We start from the raw sequence: 18,256 nt of genomic DNA, 5'->3' as shown, positions 1-18,256 counted from the left end.
GACGCCAGAGGTAACCGGCGAGGGAAATGTTCGATGGCCCGGCGCAGCTCGCTGTTTCGCGCAGCATCCCCGCCTGATCACGGCCACACATCAGCCGCTCTCTCGGCCTAGGGTTCTGTCCCGCAGATCACGGCAGCCGTAGGCTCCCGACCATGCATAGCACCCTGACGGAGCACGCCCGCTGCCTCTACGGCGACGAGTACCGACCCACGCCAGAGTGCAACCTCGACCACCAGGAACGCCACTTCGTTGAGGAACTGACCTTCGCCGACCCGGACTCGATCCTCGCCATGCTGCATGAACTATGCCCACACGTCGTTGACGGCCTTCTGCCGGTCTGGGTCCGCAACCTCGCTTACCGGCTGATTCTCCTGCAGCGACCTGACGACCCAGCGATCATGCGCGAGGCGGCGGACAACCTCTACCTACACGGTCCAGACTGGGACGACATCGCTGCAGACCTGCGGCGAGCGGCCGACGCTCATGTCTGTCGGTGACGCACGCCAGCACGGCGGCGACGACACTGACGGAGTGGCGTGGCGGCCCAGGAGCCACGGCGACTTGCTTGTGTAGTGCGGCGAGGTTATCGAGCGCGAGCTCCCTTGACCGTGGTGCGTCAACGGACTACCTTGGCCTTTAAACCAATCGGTTGAAACGAGGACGATGGTGCCGGCCGACATCCTGTCCAAGGTCTTCACCGCCCTGTCAGACCCGACCCGCCGTGACATGGTGGCCCGGCTCGCGGTCGCCGACGCCACGGTGAACCAACTCGCCGAGCCGTACCAGATCAGCGTGCAGGCCGTGTACAAGCATCTGCGGGTACTGGAGCAGGCGGGCCTGGTGAGCCGGTTGCGCGGTCCACAGCCGCGCGCGGTGCACCTGGAGACTGGAGCGTTTGACCTGATGGACGAATGGATTGAGCGGTACCGTCGGCAGGCCGAGCAGCGCTACCAGCGCCTCGACCGCGTGTTGGCCGGGATGAACGAGGCCGACGAACACAAGGAGCACTAAGGCATGACCACGATCGAGGCGGACCACAAGGTCCCCATCATCCGCATCGCGCGCGAGTTCCAGGCCACACCTGAGCAGCTGTTCCGGGCACACACCGACGCCGAGCTGTTCAGGCGATGGGTCGGCCCGGACACCCTGCGCACACGCATCGACCACTGGGACGCGCGTACCGGCGGCAGCTACCGGTACGTGTCCATCGCCGGCGACGGAGCGGAGTACGCGTTCCGCGGCTGCTTCCACGACGTGCGCCCGGACCGGATCGTGCAGACGTTCACGTACGAGGGCGAACCCGATGGGGTGGCCCTGGAGACACTGTGGTTCGACGACCTCGGCAACGGCCGGAGCGGGCTGCGCGCCCAGTCGCTGGTGGACAGCTTCGAGGCCCGCGACGCCTGGCTGGAGAGCGGCATGGAGACCGGCGTGAAAGACGGCTATGCCAAGCTTGAAAGGATGCTGGCCGATGGCACTTTCTGACCTGCACCCCGCCGAGCGGCACCGCCAGATCGCCGCTGGGTTCACCGATCGCGTCCGCGGTGCCAAGCACTGGGACGCCCCCGCCCCGGTCGCCGGCTGGACCGCCCGCGACGTGGTACGCCACCTCGTCGAATGGTTCCCAGCGTTCCTTGCCGCCGGCACCAGCGTCGAGCTGCCCACCGGACCCAGCGTGGACGACGACCCGGTCGCGGCCTGGGAGACACAGTGCGCCGCAGTGCAGACGCTGCTGGATGACCCGGAGACCCCGCACCGGTTGTTGGTCAACCCGCACACCGGTGAAGTACCCCTGGACCAGGCGATCGACCGGTTCTACACCTCCGACGTGTTCATGCACACCTGGGACCTGGCCCGCGGCACCGGGCAGGACGACCAGCTCGACCCCGAGTTCTGCGCGGCGCTGCTGGCCGGTATGGAGCCGATCGACGACCTGCTGCGCGCCTCAGGCCAGTACGGTCCAGCCGTCCCTACTCCCGACGACGCTGATGCTCAAACCCGGATGCTCGGCTTCATCGGCCGCGACCCGTTCTGGACACCGCGCTGACGGGCTTCCGTTGGGCCGGCGTTGCCCGGCACGCTCAGGACCCGCGGTGGATCTGCCACCGCGGGTCCTGCTCCTAAGCGGGCTGCCGGGACAGACTCCGCAGGCCCACCGGACTGCCCGAACCGACGGTCACGTCGCCTTGGTTGTTCGCCCAGGCGTCAGAAGAGCGGCCACGACAGCTGCCACACCAGCGGCGACCGCGGCGACGACGAAACCGTTGGTAAAACCGCCGAGCGTGTTGTCGGCGAGGCTCGCCGCTGCGACGCTCGAGATGACAGCCGCTCCGAGGGAAGCACCGAACTCGTGGAACGTGCTGACGATGCCGGAAGCGATCCCGCTCTCGTGCGGAGCCACCTGCCCAAGTGCGGTCGCCGACGCGACAACGAACAATGCACCGGTCCCCGCGGCAGCGATCGCGACGCCGATCACCACGACCGCTGGGTACATCCACAGTGCGGGCACAGCCATCCCGATCGCGGCGACGATGAGCCCGGCGACGGCAAGTCGGCGCGCTCCCCATCGGGCGAGCACCCGGCCGGTGAGCTGAGCACCCAGCATCGTCGCCAGTGCGACCGGAAGAAACAGCAGACCCGTGTGCAGGGCGCCGTAACCGTTCGCGTGCTGGAAGTAGAACGTGCCGAGGAAGAACACGGCGATCATCAGCGCGGTCGCCATCAGGATGAGGAACGTGCCAGTAGCCACCGGGCGTCGGACCAGCAATGCGACGTCCATAAGGGGTGAGCGGGCGGTCTTCTGCCGCGCCACGAACGCCGCGTAGCCCACCGCGGCCAGTACGACCAGCCCGGCGTTGGCACCGGTGAGCCACCCGTGATCGCCGGCGTTGACCAGCAGGTAGATCATCGCGCCGGAGGAGGCGGTGACCAGGAGCGCCCCCAGGACATCCAGCCGGCCCCCGGGTACGGGGGTGGTCTGCCTCGGCAGCATCCGCACGAGAGCGGCCAGGATGCCCAGCCCGATCGGCACGTTTACGTAGAACACCCACGGCCAGCCCGGCCCGGCCGTGAGCAGACCACCCAGCAGAACACCGAGCGCCGCGCCGCCACCACCGAGAGCCGACCAGACCCCGAGCGCCCTGCTCCGCTCGTCGCCGTCGAACAGCGTCACCACCAGGGACAGCGCCGCCGGAGACAACAGCGCCGCGCCAACACCCTGCGCGACCCGACCGCTCAGCAGCATCATGGAGGACTGGGCGAGACCGGTCACCAGCGACGCCACCGTGAACAGCAGCAGACCGGCGAGCACCACCCGCCTGGCGCCGATCAGGTCTGCGATCCGACCACCCAGCAGCATCAGGCCACCGAAGGTCAACGTGTATGCGCTCACCGTCCAGGTCAGCGCCGCTCGGCTCAGACCAAGATCCGTCCCCATGTGCGGCAGCGCGATAGCCACCACCGTCACGTCGAGGATCAACATCAACTGGGCTACACCAAGAAAGCCCAGGATGCGCCATCGCAGCGGATGGGCCGCGCTGTGCCGCGCCGATGTCGCGCTGGCCTCGTGTTGTGTCATCGGAATCTCCCGCCTAACTCGTACATCCAAGTACGAGCTTCTAACGGGCTAGGCTAACGCGTACATTCCCGTACGAGTTAAACTGGTGGCATGTCTCCCGCCGCTGCCCGACCACGTCGGCGCGCTGACGCCGAACGCAGCATCGCCCGCATCGTCTCCGCGGCGCGCGCAACCCTGAGCGGCAACCCAGAAGCGACCATCGACGAGATCGCCAAAGCTGCGGGTGTGGGACGGATGACGCTCTACGGGCACTTCCCCAGCCGCGCCGAACTCGTCGAGGCCGCCGTGGTCGACGCCCTTCGCGACGGCGAGGCGACGCTGTCGGCCGTGGACCTCACCGGGGACGCACGCGACGCACTGGCACGGTTACTTGATTCCAGCTGGACCCTGCTCGCTGAATCCACGGCACTGCTGGCAGCAGCAGAGGGAACACTGCCCGCCGGACGCATTCGCGACTTGCACGCCGGCCCCTCCGCACGGGTCGAAGACCTTATCCGCCGCGGTCAAGCTGACGGCACCTTCCGCACTGACCTGCCGATCACCTGGCTCGTCAACGTCGTGCACTACGTCGTGCACGGCGCCGCAGACGAGGTCCACGCCGGGCGCATGAACGGCAGCGAGGTCGCGGCCACCCTCGTCGCGACGATCCATTCGATTCTGGTCGCCCCTTCCTCAGGCAGGTCCAGACAGCGCCGGCCCAGCAACCCGTGAAGGCACGTACATGACGCCTTGCATCAAGTGAGAGGTGAACGGTTCATCCCGGCCGTGCGAGTGGATGGGCGCTTCTTACGCGAACCGCCAGTGTGTCGCCCCGTGTGGGGCGGTGAGCGCGACTCCGACAGCGGTGCGGACGGCGAAACGGTAGAGATACCAGGGCGGCGGCCCAGCGCTTTGGGCACTGTACGGAGCGGTGACCGCGTCGCCGTCGCGTTCGGCGGGCCAGCCGGAATCGCGGAACAACGTGGTGACCTGGTCGAGTTCGCCCACGTCGGTGGTTCGGTGCGCCTCGCCCTCCAGCACCAGGTCGACATCGGAAAGCCGGAACGACAGGGCGCAGGCCGGATTGGCGGCCAGATTGCGGGACTTCAGGTCTTGGGGCCGCTGGTGAAGTAGAAGCCGCCATCGTGCTCGATGCAGCCGATGCCCGCCGAATGCGGGCTGCCGTCCGGTCGAACGGTCCCGAGAAACTGTGGAGTCTCCGGCCGAGGCAGGGTCTTCAACGCCTCACGCACCCGGCTCCAGGGCAACTCGGCGTCGCCGTAGATGTTGAGGTCTTTCGCCGAAATCGGCTCGGGCAGCATGGACTCTCCTCACAAGTGGCATCGCTGACACAGATCCTGACTCGGGACCGTTCCCAAACTCATCGCCCGACACGCACCTGATCGTCCAAAGTGGCTGCCTCGTATCCATCCCACGACTCGGGTCGACCGGCCCGCGCGGAAATTGCTGGCGCTACAAGGGCGGCGGAGGTACCGTCCGTAGACGCCTCTCCAGGCGACCGCCATGAGGATCGTGACGGCGCCACCCACTGATGTTCGCGCTCTCCTCACTGGATGCCCGTTAGCGGGATCAACGATCCCGAAGGCACCAGCCCTTGACCTGAAAGGAGCACCGCCATGGACGCCCGAATCCAGTTCACCGGTCCCGGGCGCGGCCCTTCTCGGATCTCCTCCGCACGCCGATAAACGCAGCGTGCCGTTGATAGATCTCGGCAAGGTGCCCTGCGTAGATCAGAAGCCGTGAAATCCATCTATCAACTCCGGCTCCAGCGGGTCACCTCAGCCGACCTCTCCCGATTCATGGCGGAACTGCGTCGACTCATTGAACCTGACGCATAGTCGCACAGCGAACACGCCCGGAAAGAAGCTCGCGGTGCCTACGGACCCGGCCTAAGCGCGTCGGCGCGTTCCTTCACTGCGCCGCTTCGATCGGGTGTTCTGGCCCAACTGTCGGGCCGAGTTGTTCTCCTGGGCCAGCAGGCGTAGTGCGGAGATGAGTGTCTCGCCGAGGATGGTTCCGATCACCACGCTTTCGGCGATCTGATCAGGGTCTGTGCGCGAGGTGACCGCCGCGACCTCCAGTTCGGTGAACCGCTCAACGGCCTCCGCATAGGAGTCCAGGGTGCCGAGCAGATGGTCCTGGCCGAGCGTCCGCAGGACGGCGATGGTCTCGACCAGAGTGCCGATGGCAGGTGCGTCCGGCTCGACCTGCCAGTCGCGGCGTTCGATGAGTTCCCGCACCTGGTCCGCGGCGGCGGTGCGCGCATCGTCACTCGCGGTCAGCCGCCGACTCGGGCTGATCGCTCGATGCACCGTACCGATCCGGGCGTGAAGGGACATCGTGTCGGAGTCGAGCACTTCCAGGACGACTCTGACCCCGGCCACGGGAACCTGCGCGAGGTCCGTCAAGGCTCGGATCAGGCGGAGTCGATGCAGGTGATGCTCGTCGTAGCTGGCCTGGTTGGGACTGGTCAGCTCGCCGGGCGGCAGCAGACCCTCCCGCAGGTAGTACTTGATCGTCGGGACCGCGATCCCTGACCGCCGGCTCAGCTCCGCGATACGCATTTGCCTTCCTCTCCGTCGTCATGGATAGTATCAGTATCCATAAACGGATACCTCAACTATCCATCAAGGTGGAAGGTCATGCTCGAACTCGTACTGGTGATCACCACACTGGGTTTCCGGCTCCTGGGCGCGCTTGGCGTACGGCGGTTCGCCAGCTGGCCGGCCAGCGCTGCGCACGGGATGGCCGTCATGCTCGTCATCACCGCGAGCGCACACTTCGTACCGGCGAGCGTCACCGCGATGCCCAACCACGCCGATCTGGTCCGGATGGTGCCGCCCGTCGTGCCGTTCGCGGACGCGATGGTGTACCTGACCGGAGTGCTGGAGTTGTTGGGTGCCGTCGGCCTGGTCGTGGCCGCGACCCGCTGGGCAGCCGGGATCAGCCTCGCCGCGCTCTACGTGCTCCTGCTTCCGGCGAACATCTACGCCGCCGTCGCGCACGTGTCGTTCAACGGAGGAGAGCCGACATCGTTGTGGCTGCGCGTTCCAGAACAGGTTCTCTACATCGCGATCGCTGTCTGGGTGGCCCGATCGGCCGACAGCACGGTGGTTCGACGCGTACTGCACCTGCCGCACCCCGGCGCCGCGGGAGCAACTCCGGTGTCCCGATAACCCTTGTCACGCTGATCGAAAGGAGTACGCCGTGGCGACCATGGCACTGAGTACCGAATCCAGGATTATCGCCGGAGCGGTTCTCCTCACCATCGTCACCATCCAGGTCGGCGGCTGGTTCATGACCCGGATCGCCCGTGGCGAGGTGCCGATGACCGACTTCCAGAAGGCCTTCGCGCGCGCCGGGCACGGCCATGCCGGCGTACTCGTGATCCTGAGCCTGGTCGGCCTGCTCTACGTGGACGCCACCGGCCTCACCGGCGTACTCCTGTGGATCGCCCGGCTGGGGGTGCCCGTCGCCGCGATCCTGATGTCGGCGGGGTTCTTCGCCTCCTCCGCCGGCCGGAACGTCACCGGACCCAACAGGTTCATCGTGGTGCTCTGGATCGGTGCGCTCTCCCTCGCCGCGGGTGTGATCAGCCTCGGCGTCGGGCTGCTGACCGCCTGACGCGTGGGTGGCAGGTGCCCCGGCTCCGATCGAATCGTGATCGTGTACTACTTGATCGCATGAGGCTGAGGGAGTTCTATCCGCCGATCGAGCCGTATGTCTCCGGTCTGCTTGATGTTGGTGACGGCAACGAGATCTACTGGGAGATCTGCGGGAATCCCGCCGGCAAGCCCGCGGTCTTCCTGCACGGCGGCCCCGGCGGCGGCCTCCTGCCAGACTTCCGCCGGCTCTTCGATCCAGACGCATACCGGATCGTGCTGTTCGACCAGCGCAACTGCGGCGCAAGCCGACCGAGTGCCGCGGACCCGCATGTCTCACTGGAGCACAACACCACCCCGCACCTGATCGAAGATATAGAGCGGCTCCGCGAGCATCTCTCCATCGACCGCTGGCTGGTCTTCGGCGGAAGCTGGGGCAGCACCCTTGCCCTTGCGTACGCCCAGGCCCACCCGGGACGCGTCACCGAACTGGTGCTGCGTGGCATCTACCTCGTCCGCCCGTCCGACGAAGCGTGGACATTCACCCCCGCCGGCATCGCCAACCTTTTCCCTGCCGAATGGGCATCCTTCCGCGACGCGATCCCCGCCGCCGAGCAGCACGACCTGATCGCCGCCTACGGCCGCCGCATCGGCGACCCGGACCCAGCAGTGCACCTCCCGGCAGCCCGTGCCTGGTTGGACTGGGAGCTCTCGGCCAACACTCTGCTCCCCGTCGAGCCGCCGAAACTCGACGACGCCACCGTTGTCACGTTCGCTCGCATCACCCACCACTACATCAGCAACGGCGGTTTCCTCGCTCACGATGCGCTTTTGTCGGGTATCGAACGTATTCGGCACATTCCTGCTGTGATCGTCAACGGCCGCTACGACATGAAGACTCCACCCAATCAGGCATGGGATCTTCACCAAGCCTGGCCTGAGGCCGAGTTCCACATTGTCGAGGACGCGGGCCACGGCGGCTCCGAGCCCGGGACCCGCCACCATCTGATCAACGCCACCGACCACTTCCGCCTCTGAACGCCTGCCAGGCTCTTTCGAAGCCCTGAGCTGATTCGGCGGACGGCGTAGATCTCTATCCGGACGGGGGCGAAGGCCCTTACGGTCTGGCGCATGGACGTCATCCAGTTGCGGCCGCGGCTCTCCTTCCTCCGGTTCCCGGTCGGGCACGCTTACCTGTGGGCGGATCCAGACGGGCTGACCCTGATCGACACCGGCATGCCCGGATCGGGCCCCTGATCGGCCTCGGCGAGCAACCAGAACCTGGACCGTTGATCAACTCCGCTAAAGCGACGGGCCATGATCATGAAGGCTTTTCGTCGCTATTTGACCAAAATCCTTCATGATTCTTGAAGGCGCAGCCTCATGTCTCACGGACCGGACTACCTGGGGCTGACTCAAGATCATTTCGGGGAAGTGGCCCACCTTTCGCGCGAGACGTGGGCCACTTCCCCGAAATGATCTTGGTTGGTTCGAGACGCGCCCACTATGCGCGAATCGGTGCGAGGGCCTTTTGAATAGGCCTCGATATGGCACGTAGCCGGAAGCGATCGCGCTGTACGAACGTTGCGGGTACGCTCCTGCAGCGCCGTACGGGAGTTATCTCGATGCGCGCCGTGGGTCAGGTGCTATCAGAAGGACCTGACCATCCATCAGTCAGATTCGCAGCCGGTTGGAACGGCCGCGAATAACTTGCAGATCAGTTGAGACGGGATTCCCCGAGGTCGAGGTGGATTTCGATGGACTCGGGTGTGTGGTGGCTGATCGTCAGGTCCAGTTGGCGCAGCATCCAATGTGCCCAATAGAGCCGCAGCAGGTGGGGTTCTAGCGTTGCGGCAAGGATCTCGTCGAGTCTGTCGATCGCAGACTGCTGAACTCCAGACCAGCGCGGGTCGATGGTGCACCAAGTGAGGGCGAAGAGCAGGCCAACGAGGGTGAAGTGCCGGTCACCGCGTAGGACATGCCAGTCGACGACGCCGGTGATCTGACCCCGGTCGTCGCAGAGGACGTTTTCGGGCCTGTAGTCGTTGTGGATGAGGTCGTCGCCTGACATCTCGTGTGGTTCTGCGGCGCCGGTCTCGCGGATCAGGTGAAGGAGCCGGCGGCTGCGCTCGCTGTGGGCCTCGAGTGTCTCGTGACGGAAGAACGCAGGCCCGCTCGCGCGTAGGTGCATCGCTGGTATGGGTACGTCGGACCGGTCGGCGAGCAGGCCGGCGAAGCGGTCATTGACGGCGACCATCGCGTCGATCGTGTCGATCGTGTCGGCGTCAACGCGGCGTAGCGGCGTACCGGAAAGGCGTTCCTGGACGATGGCCGCGGTGCCGTCGCGAAGTTCAACGATCAGGTCGTGGCGGGGTACGGGCAGACCTCGAGATCTTGCCAGGTGGAGGATGTCGGCAGTCGTGTGGAGTTGGTCGAGTGGCGCGAAGCTGCGCGTGACGACACCGTGCCTGCCATCGGGCCATCGCACATACGCCCCGCCGGAGTCGCCCCACTCGGCCATACCGAGGAACTCCAGGCCACAACCCGCCCGGGCGTTGATCTCGGCCACCACAGGTTCGGGCGCAAATCGGCTCGCAGCACCGGCCGTACGACGCGCGGCGGCACTCACTTCCGCCGCCCGACAGTGAGAAGTCCAACGAAGGTGGCGGTCAGTTGCGGCCAGCCGAGCGATTCCAGTCGGCGCCCTACGCGCGCGAGGAACTCAGCGCTTCGGGTCTCACCAAGGGCGTGAGTGCCAGACTGCGTTGCCAGGTTGGCGAGGTAACCCTCGGCGCTGTAGCGGAGGTGAAAGGGGTAGCGCAGGCTCGCCACCTCCTCGAAGAGGCTCCCGGCCGCGGATGGGAAGTGTCGCGAACCGATCTGTTCGGGAGGTGGCGGCGGGCCACCTTCGTAGTCCACTGCCTCGTAGTCCTCCTGCACATCCGCCCAGAAGGGCTCGGCGTCGGCGGGCTGTGCCCGCTGGCATCCGGCCACGACCATGGCGCCCCCGGAGCGCAGCAGCTCATAGGGTTTTGAGTAACGAAGCTGCGGGTCGATCCAGTGCAGGGAGTTGACGGCCACCACCGCATCGACCGGGGCACCTTGCGGCTGCCAGTCCTCAAACGAGCTGGTCACGACCTCGGCAGCAGGAAATCCGACCAGGCGTTGGCGGGCGGTGGCCGCCAACTCGGCACCCAGCTCCACAGCGGTGACAGCCATCCCGCGCTCGGCGAGCGGGACGGTCGCCTGCCCGGTGCCACAGCCGATCTCGATCACCCGGTCCCCCACTTTGAGTCCTGCCAGGTCGATCAGGTCGTCGAACAGCTCGGGCGGACAGACCGGTCTGGTGCGCTGGTAGTCCTCCGCCGCCCTGTCGAATCCGGTACGCAGGCCATGGCGTCTCGGATCATCGTCCATGAATCTCCTCGCTCTCCACCGTGCTCGACCTGGGCCTTGCCACACCAGCCGCGGCTGGCATTGTCCGGTGCGGAAGACACCCCGCCCGGAGGTTGACTCGACGGTAACTCCTCAGGCCTGAAACCCTGTGCTCGTGGCGGCGGTGATCCGGTCGGTGATCCGGCGCCACGAAGTGCAGTCGAAGTGAAGTGCAGTCGAAGTCTGGGGGCGGGTCGGTGTTCAGGCGGATCGCGGTGGTGAACCGTGGCGAGGCCGCGATGCGGCTGATCAACGCCGTTCGTGAGCTCAACGCGGAGGGCGGCGAGCCGATCGAGACGGTGGCGTTCTACACCGACGTCGAGCGGACGGCGACGTTCGTACGGGAGGCCGACCTCGCCTACCCGCTGGGGCCGGCCTCGGCGCGACCGTACGTCGATCTCGCGGTGCTCGAGCGCGCCCTTCGCGAGACGGAGGCGGACGCCGCGTGGGTCGGTTGGGGCTTCGTCGCCGAGGATCCCGCGTTCGCCGAGTTGTGCGAGCGGCTCGGCGTGACGTTCATCGGGCCGACGCCTGAGGCGATGCGCAGGCTCGGCGACAAGATCGCCTCCAAGCTCGTTGCTGAGGAGGTCGGTGTCCCGGTCGCGCGGTGGAGCGGCGGCCCGGTCGACACGCTGGACGCGGCACTCGCGGAGGCCGAGAAGGTCGGCTACCCGCTGATGCTCAAGGCAGCCGCCGGCGGCGGCGGTCGGGGCATCCGGGTGATCATGTCGCCCGAGGACCTCAAGCAGGCGTACGACCGCACCCGCGACGAGGCGGAGCGTGCGTTCGGCAGCGGCGTGGTGTACCTCGAGCAGCTGGTGACCGGAGCCCGCCACGTCGAGGTACAGGTGATCGCCGACGGCCAGGGCACCGCCTGGGCGCTCGGTGTGCGGGACTGCTCCGTGCAGCGCAGGAACCAGAAGGTGATCGAGGAGTCCGCCTCTCCCGTGCTGTCCGTGGCGCAGGTCGACCAGCTCAAGAGCGCGGCCGAGCGGCTCGCGCTCGCGGTCGGCTACCGCGGCGCCGGGACAGTCGAGTTCCTGTACCGTCCGAGCGACACGTTCTTCGCCTTTCTCGAGGTCAACACCCGGCTCCAGGTTGAACACCCGATCACCGAGGTGACCACCGACGTCGACCTGGTGAAGGCTCAGCTGAACATCGCCGCCGGTGGCCGGCTCGAAGGCGCGCGGCCGACCGAGAGTGGGCACGCGGTCGAGGCCCGGCTGTGTGCCGAGGACCCCGACCGCGACTTCGCCCCGTCGCCGGGCCGGATCGCACTGCTCGACCTGCCGGCGGGTCCCGGTGTGCGGGTGGACACCGGCGTCAGCGTGGGCGACACCATCCCGGCCGAGTTCGACTCGATGATCGCGAAGATCATCGCGTACGGCCGAACTCGGGAGGAGGCGCTGGCGCGGCTGCGCCGGGCGGTTGCCGCGACCACCGTGATCATCGAGGGCGGCGTCACCAACAAGAGCTTCATCCTCGCGCTGCTCGACCAACCCGAGGTGATCGACGGCAGCGCCGACACCGGCTGGATCGACCGGGTACGCCTCGAGGGCCGGCTGGTCTCCCACCGGCACTCCGGTATCGGGTTGGTCGCGGCGGCGATCGAGGGGTACGAGGAGGCCGAGCAGGTTGAGCGCCTTCGGCTGCTGGCGACCGCGCACGGCGGACGGCCCCAGGTGCAGCACGAGGTGGGCCGGGCGATCGACCTCAAACTGCGTGGGGTCGCGTACCGCGTGACCGTGGCGCAGATTGGTCCGAACCGGTTCCGCGTCGGCGTTGGCAGCGGCGTCGACGAGCAGGTGGTCTACGGCGAGCTGGAGCGGTTGGGCACGTACTCCGGTCGGCTGGTCGTCGGCGGCCGGAGCTTCCGGCTGGTCACCGCCACGCACGGTCCGGTGCATCTGGTCGAGGTGGACGGCATCACCCATCGGGTCAGCAGAGATGAGGGCGGGGTGCTGCGCTCGCCGGCACCAGCCCTGGTCGTCGCGACCCCGGTAGGGCCGGGCGCCGAGGTCGAGGCTGGTGCACCGGTGCTGGTGCTGGAGAGCATGAAGATGGAGACGGTGCTGTACGCGCCGTTCCGGGCCACCGTGCGGGAGCTTCTGGTCTCCACCGGGAGCCAGGTCGAGACCAGCGCGCCCCTGGTCCGGCTGGAGCCGGTCGCCGACGGGAGTGCCGCGAGTGACGCGAGCACCACCGCCTTGGCCATGGCGGCCACTGAAGTTGACCTGGACCTGCCGAGCGAGACCGTGGAGAAGTCCGCATCGGAGCGGGCCGAGCGCGGTCTGGACGACCTGCGCAGCATGCTCCTCGGCTTCGACATCGACCCCCGCGACGAGGGCGAGATGCTGGCCGGCTACCTGGCTGCCCGGGCCGAGTCGGCGGCTGCCGGAGAGGCCCCTGCGACGGCGGAGATCGAGCTGCTGCAGGTGTTCGCCGACTTCGCCGAGCTCAGCCGCAACCGTCCGGCTGGCGAGGAGGTCAGCACCGAGAACCGCGTCCACAGTCCGCGCGAGCACTTCCACACCTACCTGCAGAGCCTCGACCCGGACCGCGGCGGCCTGCCGGAGGAGTTCCGCGTCCGGCTCGCCCGCGTGCTCGGCCACTACGGCGTGACCGACCTGGAGCGCAGTGCCGAGTTGGAAGAGGCGGTGTTCCGGATCTTCCTCGCGCAGCAGCGATCGACGCCTGACGTGCTGCTGGTCACCGCGATGCTGCAGTGCTGGATCACCGAGCCGAGACCGGCCCCGCCGCTGGACGGTCGGGTTCGAGACGTACTCGAGCGGCTGGTGCTCGCCACCCAGCTGCGCTTCCCGGTCGTCGGCGACCTGGCCCGCAGCGTACGTTTCCGCTGGTTCGACCAGCCGTTGGTGGACGAGGCGCGGGCCGAGGTGGTGGCCGGCGTCGGCAACGAGGTCGCGTCGCTCGCGGCGAACCCGGATGCGCCGGACCGCCGGCAGCGGATCGAGGCACTCGCGGCCATCCCGGAACAGATCGCTCGGTTCCTGGCGCAGCGGCTGGAGCACCGCTGGAGTCAGAGCGGCTCGGCGAGCGAGCGAGGGACGAGCGAGGAGCCGAACGCGACCAGGAGCTCAGAGCGGGAGCCGATGCTCGAGGTGCTGATCCGCCGGCACTACCGCGAGTACGAGCTGCACAACCTGGGCCAGTCCACCGTCGACGGGAGACCGTTCGCGACGGCCGACTACTCCTTGGACGACCGTCCGCTCCACCTGGTCAGTACGGTCGGTACGGTCGCCGAGCTCGCCGACTCCGACAGCGGTCTGGTCCGTGCTCTTACCGCGCAGATCGATACCAGACCCGCCGGGCACGGGGCAGTGGTCGACCTGTACCTGTTCGGACCGGACACTCCGGAAGGACAGCAGGAGGCGTCGGACGAGTGCCGCGCTCTGGTCGCGGCCCTACCGTGGGCTCGGCGCGTACGCCGGATCTCCCTGGCCATCGCACGGGGCGGCGACCAGGCGGTGGAGTACTTCACCTACCGGCCGGCCGGCGGATCGGTCGCCGAGGACGACAACGTCCGCGGCGTCCACCCGATGGTGGGCCGGCGGCTGAACCTGTGGCGGCTTCGCGACTTTCGGATCACCCGGCTGGAGGCCCCCGAGGACGTGCTGCTCTACCACTGCGTGGCGCGGGACAACGACGCGGACCAGCGACTGGTGGCACTCGCCCAGGTCCGCCAGTTCGCCGTCGTACGCGACGACGACGGGCAGGTGACATCCCTGCCGCACGTCGAGCGGGCGATCGCGAACTGCCTGGAGGGCATTCGCCGGGCCCGCAGTACCCGCGGTACGGCCGGCGCGCGCCTGGACATGAACCACGTCTGGGTGCACATCTGGCCCGTCGTCGACGTCCAGGTCGATGAGCTGACCGCTCTGCAGCGCAACATCGCACCGCTCACCGTCGGTGCGGGCATCGAGGAGGTGTTGGCGCAGGGCCGGGTCAGGACGCCGGACGGCACTGTGGCGCCGGTGGTCGCGCGCTTCTCCTACCAGCGGGGATCCGGTGTCGTCACCTCTGTCGAGGCGCCGACGACCGAGGGACTCAAACCGCTCGACGACTACGCCCAGAAGGTCCTGCGCTCGCGTCGCCGCAACACGGTCTACCCGTACGAGCTGACCGACATGGTCGCCGGCCCGGGCGGCTCGGTCGTCGAATACGACCTGGACGACTCCGGAACGCTGGTGCCAGCCGACCGGCCACGTGGGCTCAACAAGGCGGGGCTGATCGCCGGGGTGGTCAGTACGCCAACGCTGCGCTATCCCGAGGGCGTCACCCGCGTGGTGCTCAGCGGCGACCCGACGAAGGCGCTCGGCGCCGTGGCGGAGGCCGAGTGCGCGCGGGTGATCGCGGCTCTTGACCTGGCCGAGCGGATGCGGGTTCCGGTCGAGTGGTACGCGCTGTCCGCCGGCGCCCGGATCTCGATGGACTCCGGCACCGAGAACATGGACTGGATCGCGAAGGCGCTCAAGCGGATCGTCGAGTTCACCCAGAACGGCGGCGAGATCAACGTCGTGGTCGCGGGTATCAACGTCGGCGCGCAGCCGTACTGGAACGCCGAGGCGACGATGTTGATGCACACCAAGGGCATTTTGGTGATGACGCCGGACAGCGCGATGGTGCTCACCGGCAAACAGTCGTTGGACTTCTCCGGCGGTGTCTCCGCGGAGGACAACTTCGGCATCGGCGGCTACGACAGGGTGATGGGTCCGAACGGACAGGCGCAGTACTGGGCGCCGGACCTGCAGGGTGCCCGCGACGTGCTGATGGCCCACTACGAATACACATACGTCGTTCCGGGCGAGTCGGGGCCGCGGCGGGCCGAGACGACCGATCCGGTGGACCGGGACGTCACGACGTACCCGCACGACGCGCCGGGCAGCGACTTCCGTACGGTCGGCGACATCTTCTCCGCGGTGACCAACCCGGACCGCAAGAAGGCCTTCGACATCCGTACGGTGATGCAGGCGGTCACCGACCAGGACTCCATGGTGCTGGAGCGCTGGGCTGGGATGGCTGACGCTGACACCGCCGTGGTCCAGGACGCGAGACTCGGTGGGTACCCGGTCTGCCTGCTCGGGATCGAATCCAAGTCCGTACCCCGACGGGGCTTCCCACCCACCGATGGGCCCGACACCTACACGTCGGGGACACTGTTCCCGCGCTCGTCGAAGAAGGTGGCGCGAGCGATCAACGCGGCCAGTGGGAACCGGCCTCTAGTCGTGTTGGCGAACCTGTCCGGCTTTGACGGGTCACCGGACTCGATGCGGAACCTCCAGCTGGAGTACGGCGCGGAGATCGGCCGGGCGATCGTCAACTTCGTCGGACCGATCGTGTTCTGTGTGGTGTCGCGCTACCACGGTGGGGCGTTCGTGGTGTTCTCCAAGGCACTGAATCCGAGCCTGACCGTCCTGGCGGTGGAGGGCTCGTACGCCTCTGTGATCGGTGGCGCGCCCGCGGCGGCGGTCGTGTTCGCCGGCGAGGTCGACGCCCGCACGTCGGCCGACCCCCGCGTGTCGACCCTGGCCGCGCGGGTGGCCAAGGCAGCCGGAGCGGAACGCGCGGCGATGGCGACGGAGCTGGCGGAGGTGCGGACCGCCGTCCGGGCCGAGAAGCTCGGCGAGGTCGCGGCCGGGTTCGACCGGGTGCACAGCATCCAGCGGGCCGTCGAGGTTGGCTCGGTCGACGCGGTGATCAGCGCGAACGAGCTGCGACCCCGGCTGATCGCGGCGATCGAGCGTGGCCTCGCGGCACTCGGCTGAATCCCTGCCGGTCAAGCGGGCGGTTCCAGCCAGTTTTCCGGATCAGGTAGCAGGTCTTCGGCGGCGGCCCAGAATTCGCTCGGCAGTTCCACCTGGATGGATCTCCACAAAGCGGCGAGTCGCTCGGGTTTGCTGATCCCGACGGTCGACATGTGGATGCGCGGGTCTCGAAGGGAGAACTGCAACGCGGCGGTCGCCAGGTCCGTTCCCCACTCCTTGCACAAGCACTCCAGGGCCAGCGCCGCTTCGATGGTTGCCGGTTTGGCGGGGCGGTAGCCATAGCTCTTTGGTCCGCGTGGATTCGCGAGCAGGCCGCCACCCAGGTACGCCGCGTTCACGACGCCCAAGCCCGCGGCCGCAGCGCGCGCGATGAGCGTGGCGGCGCTTCGGTCGACCAGGGAATAGCGGTTGTGGGTCAGCAACACCTCGAAGACCTCGAGGTCAAGGAAGCGGTTCATGACGGCGATGTCGCCGCCGGCGACGCCGATGTGTCCGATGACCCCTTGGTCGCGTAGGGACACCAACGCATCGACGGCGCCGCCCGGGCTGTCGAGTCCATGGTCGAGCGCGTACTCGGGATCGTGCAGGTAGACGAGCGGGAGGTGCGTGAGTCCGAGGCGCTCCATGCTCTCCTCGACGGATCGACGAATCCGTGCGCCGGAGTAGTTGCCGTCTCGCCCGTCGACCTTGGTGGCGATCCAGTGCCCGCCGGTGAGCCCTCCTACTCGCCTGATTCCCGCTCCGATTCGTCGCTCGCTCTCTCCGTCTGAGTAGCCGTTGGAGGTGTCGATAACGCGGATCGGGCCGCGGAGGATGTCCGCTACGAGATCGATCGCCTGCTGGGCGGGAACGTCGTAGCCAAACATCTGCGGCATGCTGCCGATCGGTCCGCCTCCGATGGCCACCGCGGAGACGGTGAGCCCGGTCGAGCCGAGTGGCCGGAGCCAGTCCTGACGGTTGAGGTCGTGATCGGTCATGTCAGCGGGTACGCGACGAAGGCGAACCTCGCGCTGTCCGGGGACCAGCTGTTGACGTTGATCGTGCCTTGACCGCCGAACACGGGGTAGGACTGGACAGCAGTCGACCAGTCGGTGGTCGCGACGACGCGCACCTCGACGTCGAGGTCCGGGGGATGTCCCAGCGTTCCGGCGGGAAAGACGATGTAGGAGGCGAACTGTCCGTCCGGCGACAGGTGCGGGAACCAGTCGACGGTCTCGCTGGTGACGAGCCGCTCGAGGGCTCCGCCACCGTCTGGAACGCGGGCGAGCTGGGCATGACCCGGGGCCTGGGTGAAGCTCCCGGAGTTGACGTAGATCCAGGTACCGTCCGGCGACCATTCCGGACCGTCCAGGTGACCGTCACCGGTGTCGACGACCACCGACGGCCCGTGCGGCTCCATCAGCGCGAGGCGCCCCGGTTCGCCGAAGTCGCGGAGCCTGACGTAGGCCAGCCGGGTCCCGTCGGGCGACACCCCGTGCAGGAAGTGCCAGATGCCTTCCTCGGAGGTCACCCGGACCACCTCGCCACCAGTGAGTGATCCTCGGTAGATGTGGCCGTCCATCGCCGACAAGTAGACGTTCCGCCCGTCGGGGTCGAGCACATGATCGTTGTTGATCTCGGGAAGATCGCGCAACTCGATCGGGATGAGTCCCGTGTGGGGGGCGTCGAGGTCGATCCGCCAGAGGCGGCCGTTGCCGTTGACGAACAGCGACGCTCCGTCCAGCGACCAGTTGGGCGCCTCGATCAGGATCTGGCTCGTCTCGAACAACAGCTCTGGCTCAGACATGCCGGGGCCGCCGAACCAGACCTGCGCGGTCTGCCCCGCTTGGAGAGTTCGGTAATTCATGACGTCGTAC

18 protein-coding genes are annotated in these 18,256 nt (G+C 67.6%); 10 read left to right on the top strand and 8 right to left on the bottom strand.

What is annotated here, in order from left to right; genetic code table 11:
• Nucleotides 1-152 precede the first annotated feature (152 nt).
• From B141_RS0129640 to B141_RS0129625, 4 genes are all read left to right on the top strand, one after another.
• Nucleotides 153-497 (top strand): hypothetical protein, encoded by a 345-nt coding sequence (locus tag B141_RS0129640; protein WP_020578823.1) that lies wholly within the window; start codon nt 153-155, stop codon nt 495-497.
• 166 nt (nt 498-663) lie between these two features.
• Complete coding sequence (locus B141_RS0129635) at nt 664-1,011, top strand: ArsR/SmtB family transcription factor (protein ID WP_020578822.1); 348 nt, start codon at nt 664-666, stop codon at nt 1,009-1,011.
• A 3-nt stretch (nt 1,012-1,014) separates the two neighbouring features.
• Nucleotides 1,015-1,485, top strand: a complete 471-nt coding sequence (locus B141_RS0129630; protein WP_020578821.1) for an SRPBCC family protein — start codon at nt 1,015-1,017, stop codon at nt 1,483-1,485.
• Complete coding sequence (locus B141_RS0129625) at nt 1,472-2,047, top strand: TIGR03086 family metal-binding protein (protein ID WP_020578820.1); 576 nt, start codon at nt 1,472-1,474, stop codon at nt 2,045-2,047. The genes B141_RS0129630 and B141_RS0129625 overlap by 14 nt, the downstream gene beginning before the upstream one ends.
• Before the next feature lie 129 nt (nt 2,048-2,176).
• On the opposite strand, the gene B141_RS0129620 is transcribed toward B141_RS0129625, so the two are convergent.
• Nucleotides 2,177-3,577 carry an MFS transporter gene (locus tag B141_RS0129620; protein ID WP_020578819.1) on the bottom strand — a complete coding sequence of 467 codons (1,401 nt, stop codon included), beginning with the start codon at nt 3,575-3,577 and terminating at the stop codon, nt 2,177-2,179.
• Nucleotides 3,578-3,667: 90 nt separating this feature from the next.
• Between B141_RS0129620 and B141_RS0129615 the strand changes: the two genes are divergently transcribed.
• Nucleotides 3,668-4,288 carry a TetR/AcrR family transcriptional regulator gene (locus tag B141_RS0129615; protein WP_020578818.1) on the top strand — a complete coding sequence of 207 codons (621 nt, stop codon included), beginning with the start codon at nt 3,668-3,670 and terminating at the stop codon, nt 4,286-4,288.
• A gap of 75 nt (nt 4,289-4,363) precedes the next feature.
• Here the strand turns inward: B141_RS0129615 and B141_RS50945 are convergent, their stop codons facing one another.
• From B141_RS50945 to B141_RS0129605, 3 genes are all read right to left on the bottom strand, one after another.
• A complete protein-coding gene (locus B141_RS50945) occupies nt 4,364-4,597 on the bottom strand; it encodes a hypothetical protein (protein WP_202805968.1) in 234 nt (77 codons plus the stop codon).
• Between the two features lie 65 nt (nt 4,598-4,662).
• Nucleotides 4,663-4,878 carry a hypothetical protein gene (locus B141_RS50940; protein WP_202805967.1) on the bottom strand — a complete coding sequence of 72 codons (216 nt, stop codon included), beginning with the start codon at nt 4,876-4,878 and terminating at the stop codon, nt 4,663-4,665.
• 588 nt (nt 4,879-5,466) lie between these two features.
• Entirely contained in the window at nt 5,467-6,141 is a 675-nt protein-coding gene (locus B141_RS0129605; protein ID WP_020578817.1) for a MerR family transcriptional regulator, read from the bottom strand.
• Nucleotides 6,142-6,219: 78 nt separating this feature from the next.
• Between B141_RS0129605 and B141_RS0129600 the strand changes: the two genes are divergently transcribed.
• The 4 genes from B141_RS0129600 to B141_RS52395 all read left to right on the top strand — a co-directional run bounded on the left by B141_RS0129600 (nt 6,220) and on the right by B141_RS52395 (nt 8,436).
• On the top strand, nt 6,220-6,753 hold the full coding sequence (locus B141_RS0129600; RefSeq protein WP_020578816.1) for a DoxX family protein: 534 nt from the start codon (nt 6,220-6,222) through the stop codon (nt 6,751-6,753).
• 40 nt (nt 6,754-6,793) lie between these two features.
• Complete coding sequence (locus B141_RS0129595) at nt 6,794-7,201, top strand: hypothetical protein (RefSeq protein WP_040422718.1); 408 nt, start codon at nt 6,794-6,796, stop codon at nt 7,199-7,201.
• A 59-nt stretch (nt 7,202-7,260) separates the two neighbouring features.
• Nucleotides 7,261-8,217 carry a prolyl aminopeptidase gene (gene pip / locus B141_RS0129590; RefSeq protein WP_020578814.1) on the top strand — a complete coding sequence of 319 codons (957 nt, stop codon included), beginning with the start codon at nt 7,261-7,263 and terminating at the stop codon, nt 8,215-8,217.
• Nucleotides 8,218-8,310: 93 nt separating this feature from the next.
• Nucleotides 8,311-8,436, top strand: coding sequence for a hypothetical protein (locus B141_RS52395; protein ID WP_020578813.1), 126 nt, complete (start codon nt 8,311-8,313; stop codon nt 8,434-8,436).
• 460 nt (nt 8,437-8,896) lie between these two features.
• On the opposite strand, the gene B141_RS43475 is transcribed toward B141_RS52395, so the two are convergent.
• Together B141_RS43475 and B141_RS0129575 are read right to left on the bottom strand one after the other, a co-directional pair.
• Entirely contained in the window at nt 8,897-9,748 is an 852-nt protein-coding gene (locus B141_RS43475; protein WP_237742846.1) for a phosphotransferase family protein, read from the bottom strand.
• A gap of 56 nt (nt 9,749-9,804) precedes the next feature.
• A complete protein-coding gene (locus B141_RS0129575) occupies nt 9,805-10,596 on the bottom strand; it encodes a class I SAM-dependent methyltransferase (protein ID WP_020578811.1) in 792 nt (263 codons plus the stop codon).
• Between the two features lie 215 nt (nt 10,597-10,811).
• Between B141_RS0129575 and B141_RS0129570 the strand changes: the two genes are divergently transcribed.
• Nucleotides 10,812-16,400 (top strand): ATP-binding protein, encoded by a 5,589-nt coding sequence (locus tag B141_RS0129570; RefSeq protein WP_020578810.1) that lies wholly within the window; start codon nt 10,812-10,814, stop codon nt 16,398-16,400.
• An 11-nt stretch (nt 16,401-16,411) separates the two neighbouring features.
• Here the strand turns inward: B141_RS0129570 and B141_RS0129565 are convergent, their stop codons facing one another.
• Both B141_RS0129565 and B141_RS0129560 read right to left on the bottom strand, forming a co-directional pair.
• Complete coding sequence (locus B141_RS0129565; protein ID WP_020578809.1) at nt 16,412-17,377, bottom strand: aldo/keto reductase; 966 nt, start codon at nt 17,375-17,377, stop codon at nt 16,412-16,414.
• The gene (locus B141_RS0129560) at nt 17,374-18,246 is read right to left on the bottom strand and encodes a TolB family protein (protein ID WP_020578808.1); all 873 of its coding nucleotides are present in this window, start codon (nt 18,244-18,246) and stop codon (nt 17,374-17,376) included. The genes B141_RS0129565 and B141_RS0129560 overlap by 4 nt, the downstream gene beginning before the upstream one ends.
• Between the last annotated feature and the right edge of the window lie 10 nt (nt 18,247-18,256).

The organism is Actinopolymorpha alba DSM 45243, from assembly GCF_000373925.1.
GTDB classification, from domain to species: Bacteria; Actinomycetota; Actinomycetes; order Propionibacteriales; family Actinopolymorphaceae; genus Actinopolymorpha; species Actinopolymorpha alba.
The sequence above is the reverse complement of the archived record's forward strand: the minus strand, read 5'-3'. Positions and strand labels throughout refer to the sequence as shown.

Excerpts from the sequence above, each read along its gene's own strand:
- B141_RS0129560 (WP_020578808.1), bottom strand. The coding sequence starts at position 18,246 with ATGAATTACCGAACTCTCCAAGCGGGGCAGACCGCGCAGGTCTGGTTC.
- B141_RS50940 (WP_202805967.1), bottom strand. The coding sequence starts at position 4,878 with ATGCTGCCCGAGCCGATTTCGGCGAAAGACCTCAACATCTACGGCGAC.
- B141_RS0129640 (WP_020578823.1), top strand. The coding sequence starts at position 153 with ATGCATAGCACCCTGACGGAGCACGCCCGCTGCCTCTACGGCGACGAG.
- B141_RS0129575 (WP_020578811.1), bottom strand. The coding sequence starts at position 10,596 with ATGGACGATGATCCGAGACGCCATGGCCTGCGTACCGGATTCGACAGG.
- B141_RS0129635 (WP_020578822.1), top strand. The coding sequence starts at position 664 with ATGGTGCCGGCCGACATCCTGTCCAAGGTCTTCACCGCCCTGTCAGAC.
- B141_RS0129565 (WP_020578809.1), bottom strand. The coding sequence starts at position 17,377 with ATGACCGATCACGACCTCAACCGTCAGGACTGGCTCCGGCCACTCGGC.
- pip (WP_020578814.1), top strand. The coding sequence starts at position 7,261 with ATGAGGCTGAGGGAGTTCTATCCGCCGATCGAGCCGTATGTCTCCGGT.
- B141_RS0129595 (WP_040422718.1), top strand. The coding sequence starts at position 6,794 with ATGGCACTGAGTACCGAATCCAGGATTATCGCCGGAGCGGTTCTCCTC.
- B141_RS0129605 (WP_020578817.1), bottom strand. The coding sequence starts at position 6,141 with ATGCGTATCGCGGAGCTGAGCCGGCGGTCAGGGATCGCGGTCCCGACG.
- B141_RS0129630 (WP_020578821.1), top strand. The coding sequence starts at position 1,015 with ATGACCACGATCGAGGCGGACCACAAGGTCCCCATCATCCGCATCGCG.
- B141_RS0129620 (WP_020578819.1), bottom strand. The coding sequence starts at position 3,577 with ATGACACAACACGAGGCCAGCGCGACATCGGCGCGGCACAGCGCGGCC.
- B141_RS52395 (WP_020578813.1), top strand. The coding sequence starts at position 8,311 with ATGGACGTCATCCAGTTGCGGCCGCGGCTCTCCTTCCTCCGGTTCCCG.
- B141_RS0129600 (WP_020578816.1), top strand. The coding sequence starts at position 6,220 with ATGCTCGAACTCGTACTGGTGATCACCACACTGGGTTTCCGGCTCCTG.
- B141_RS0129625 (WP_020578820.1), top strand. The coding sequence starts at position 1,472 with ATGGCACTTTCTGACCTGCACCCCGCCGAGCGGCACCGCCAGATCGCC.
- B141_RS0129615 (WP_020578818.1), top strand. The coding sequence starts at position 3,668 with ATGTCTCCCGCCGCTGCCCGACCACGTCGGCGCGCTGACGCCGAACGC.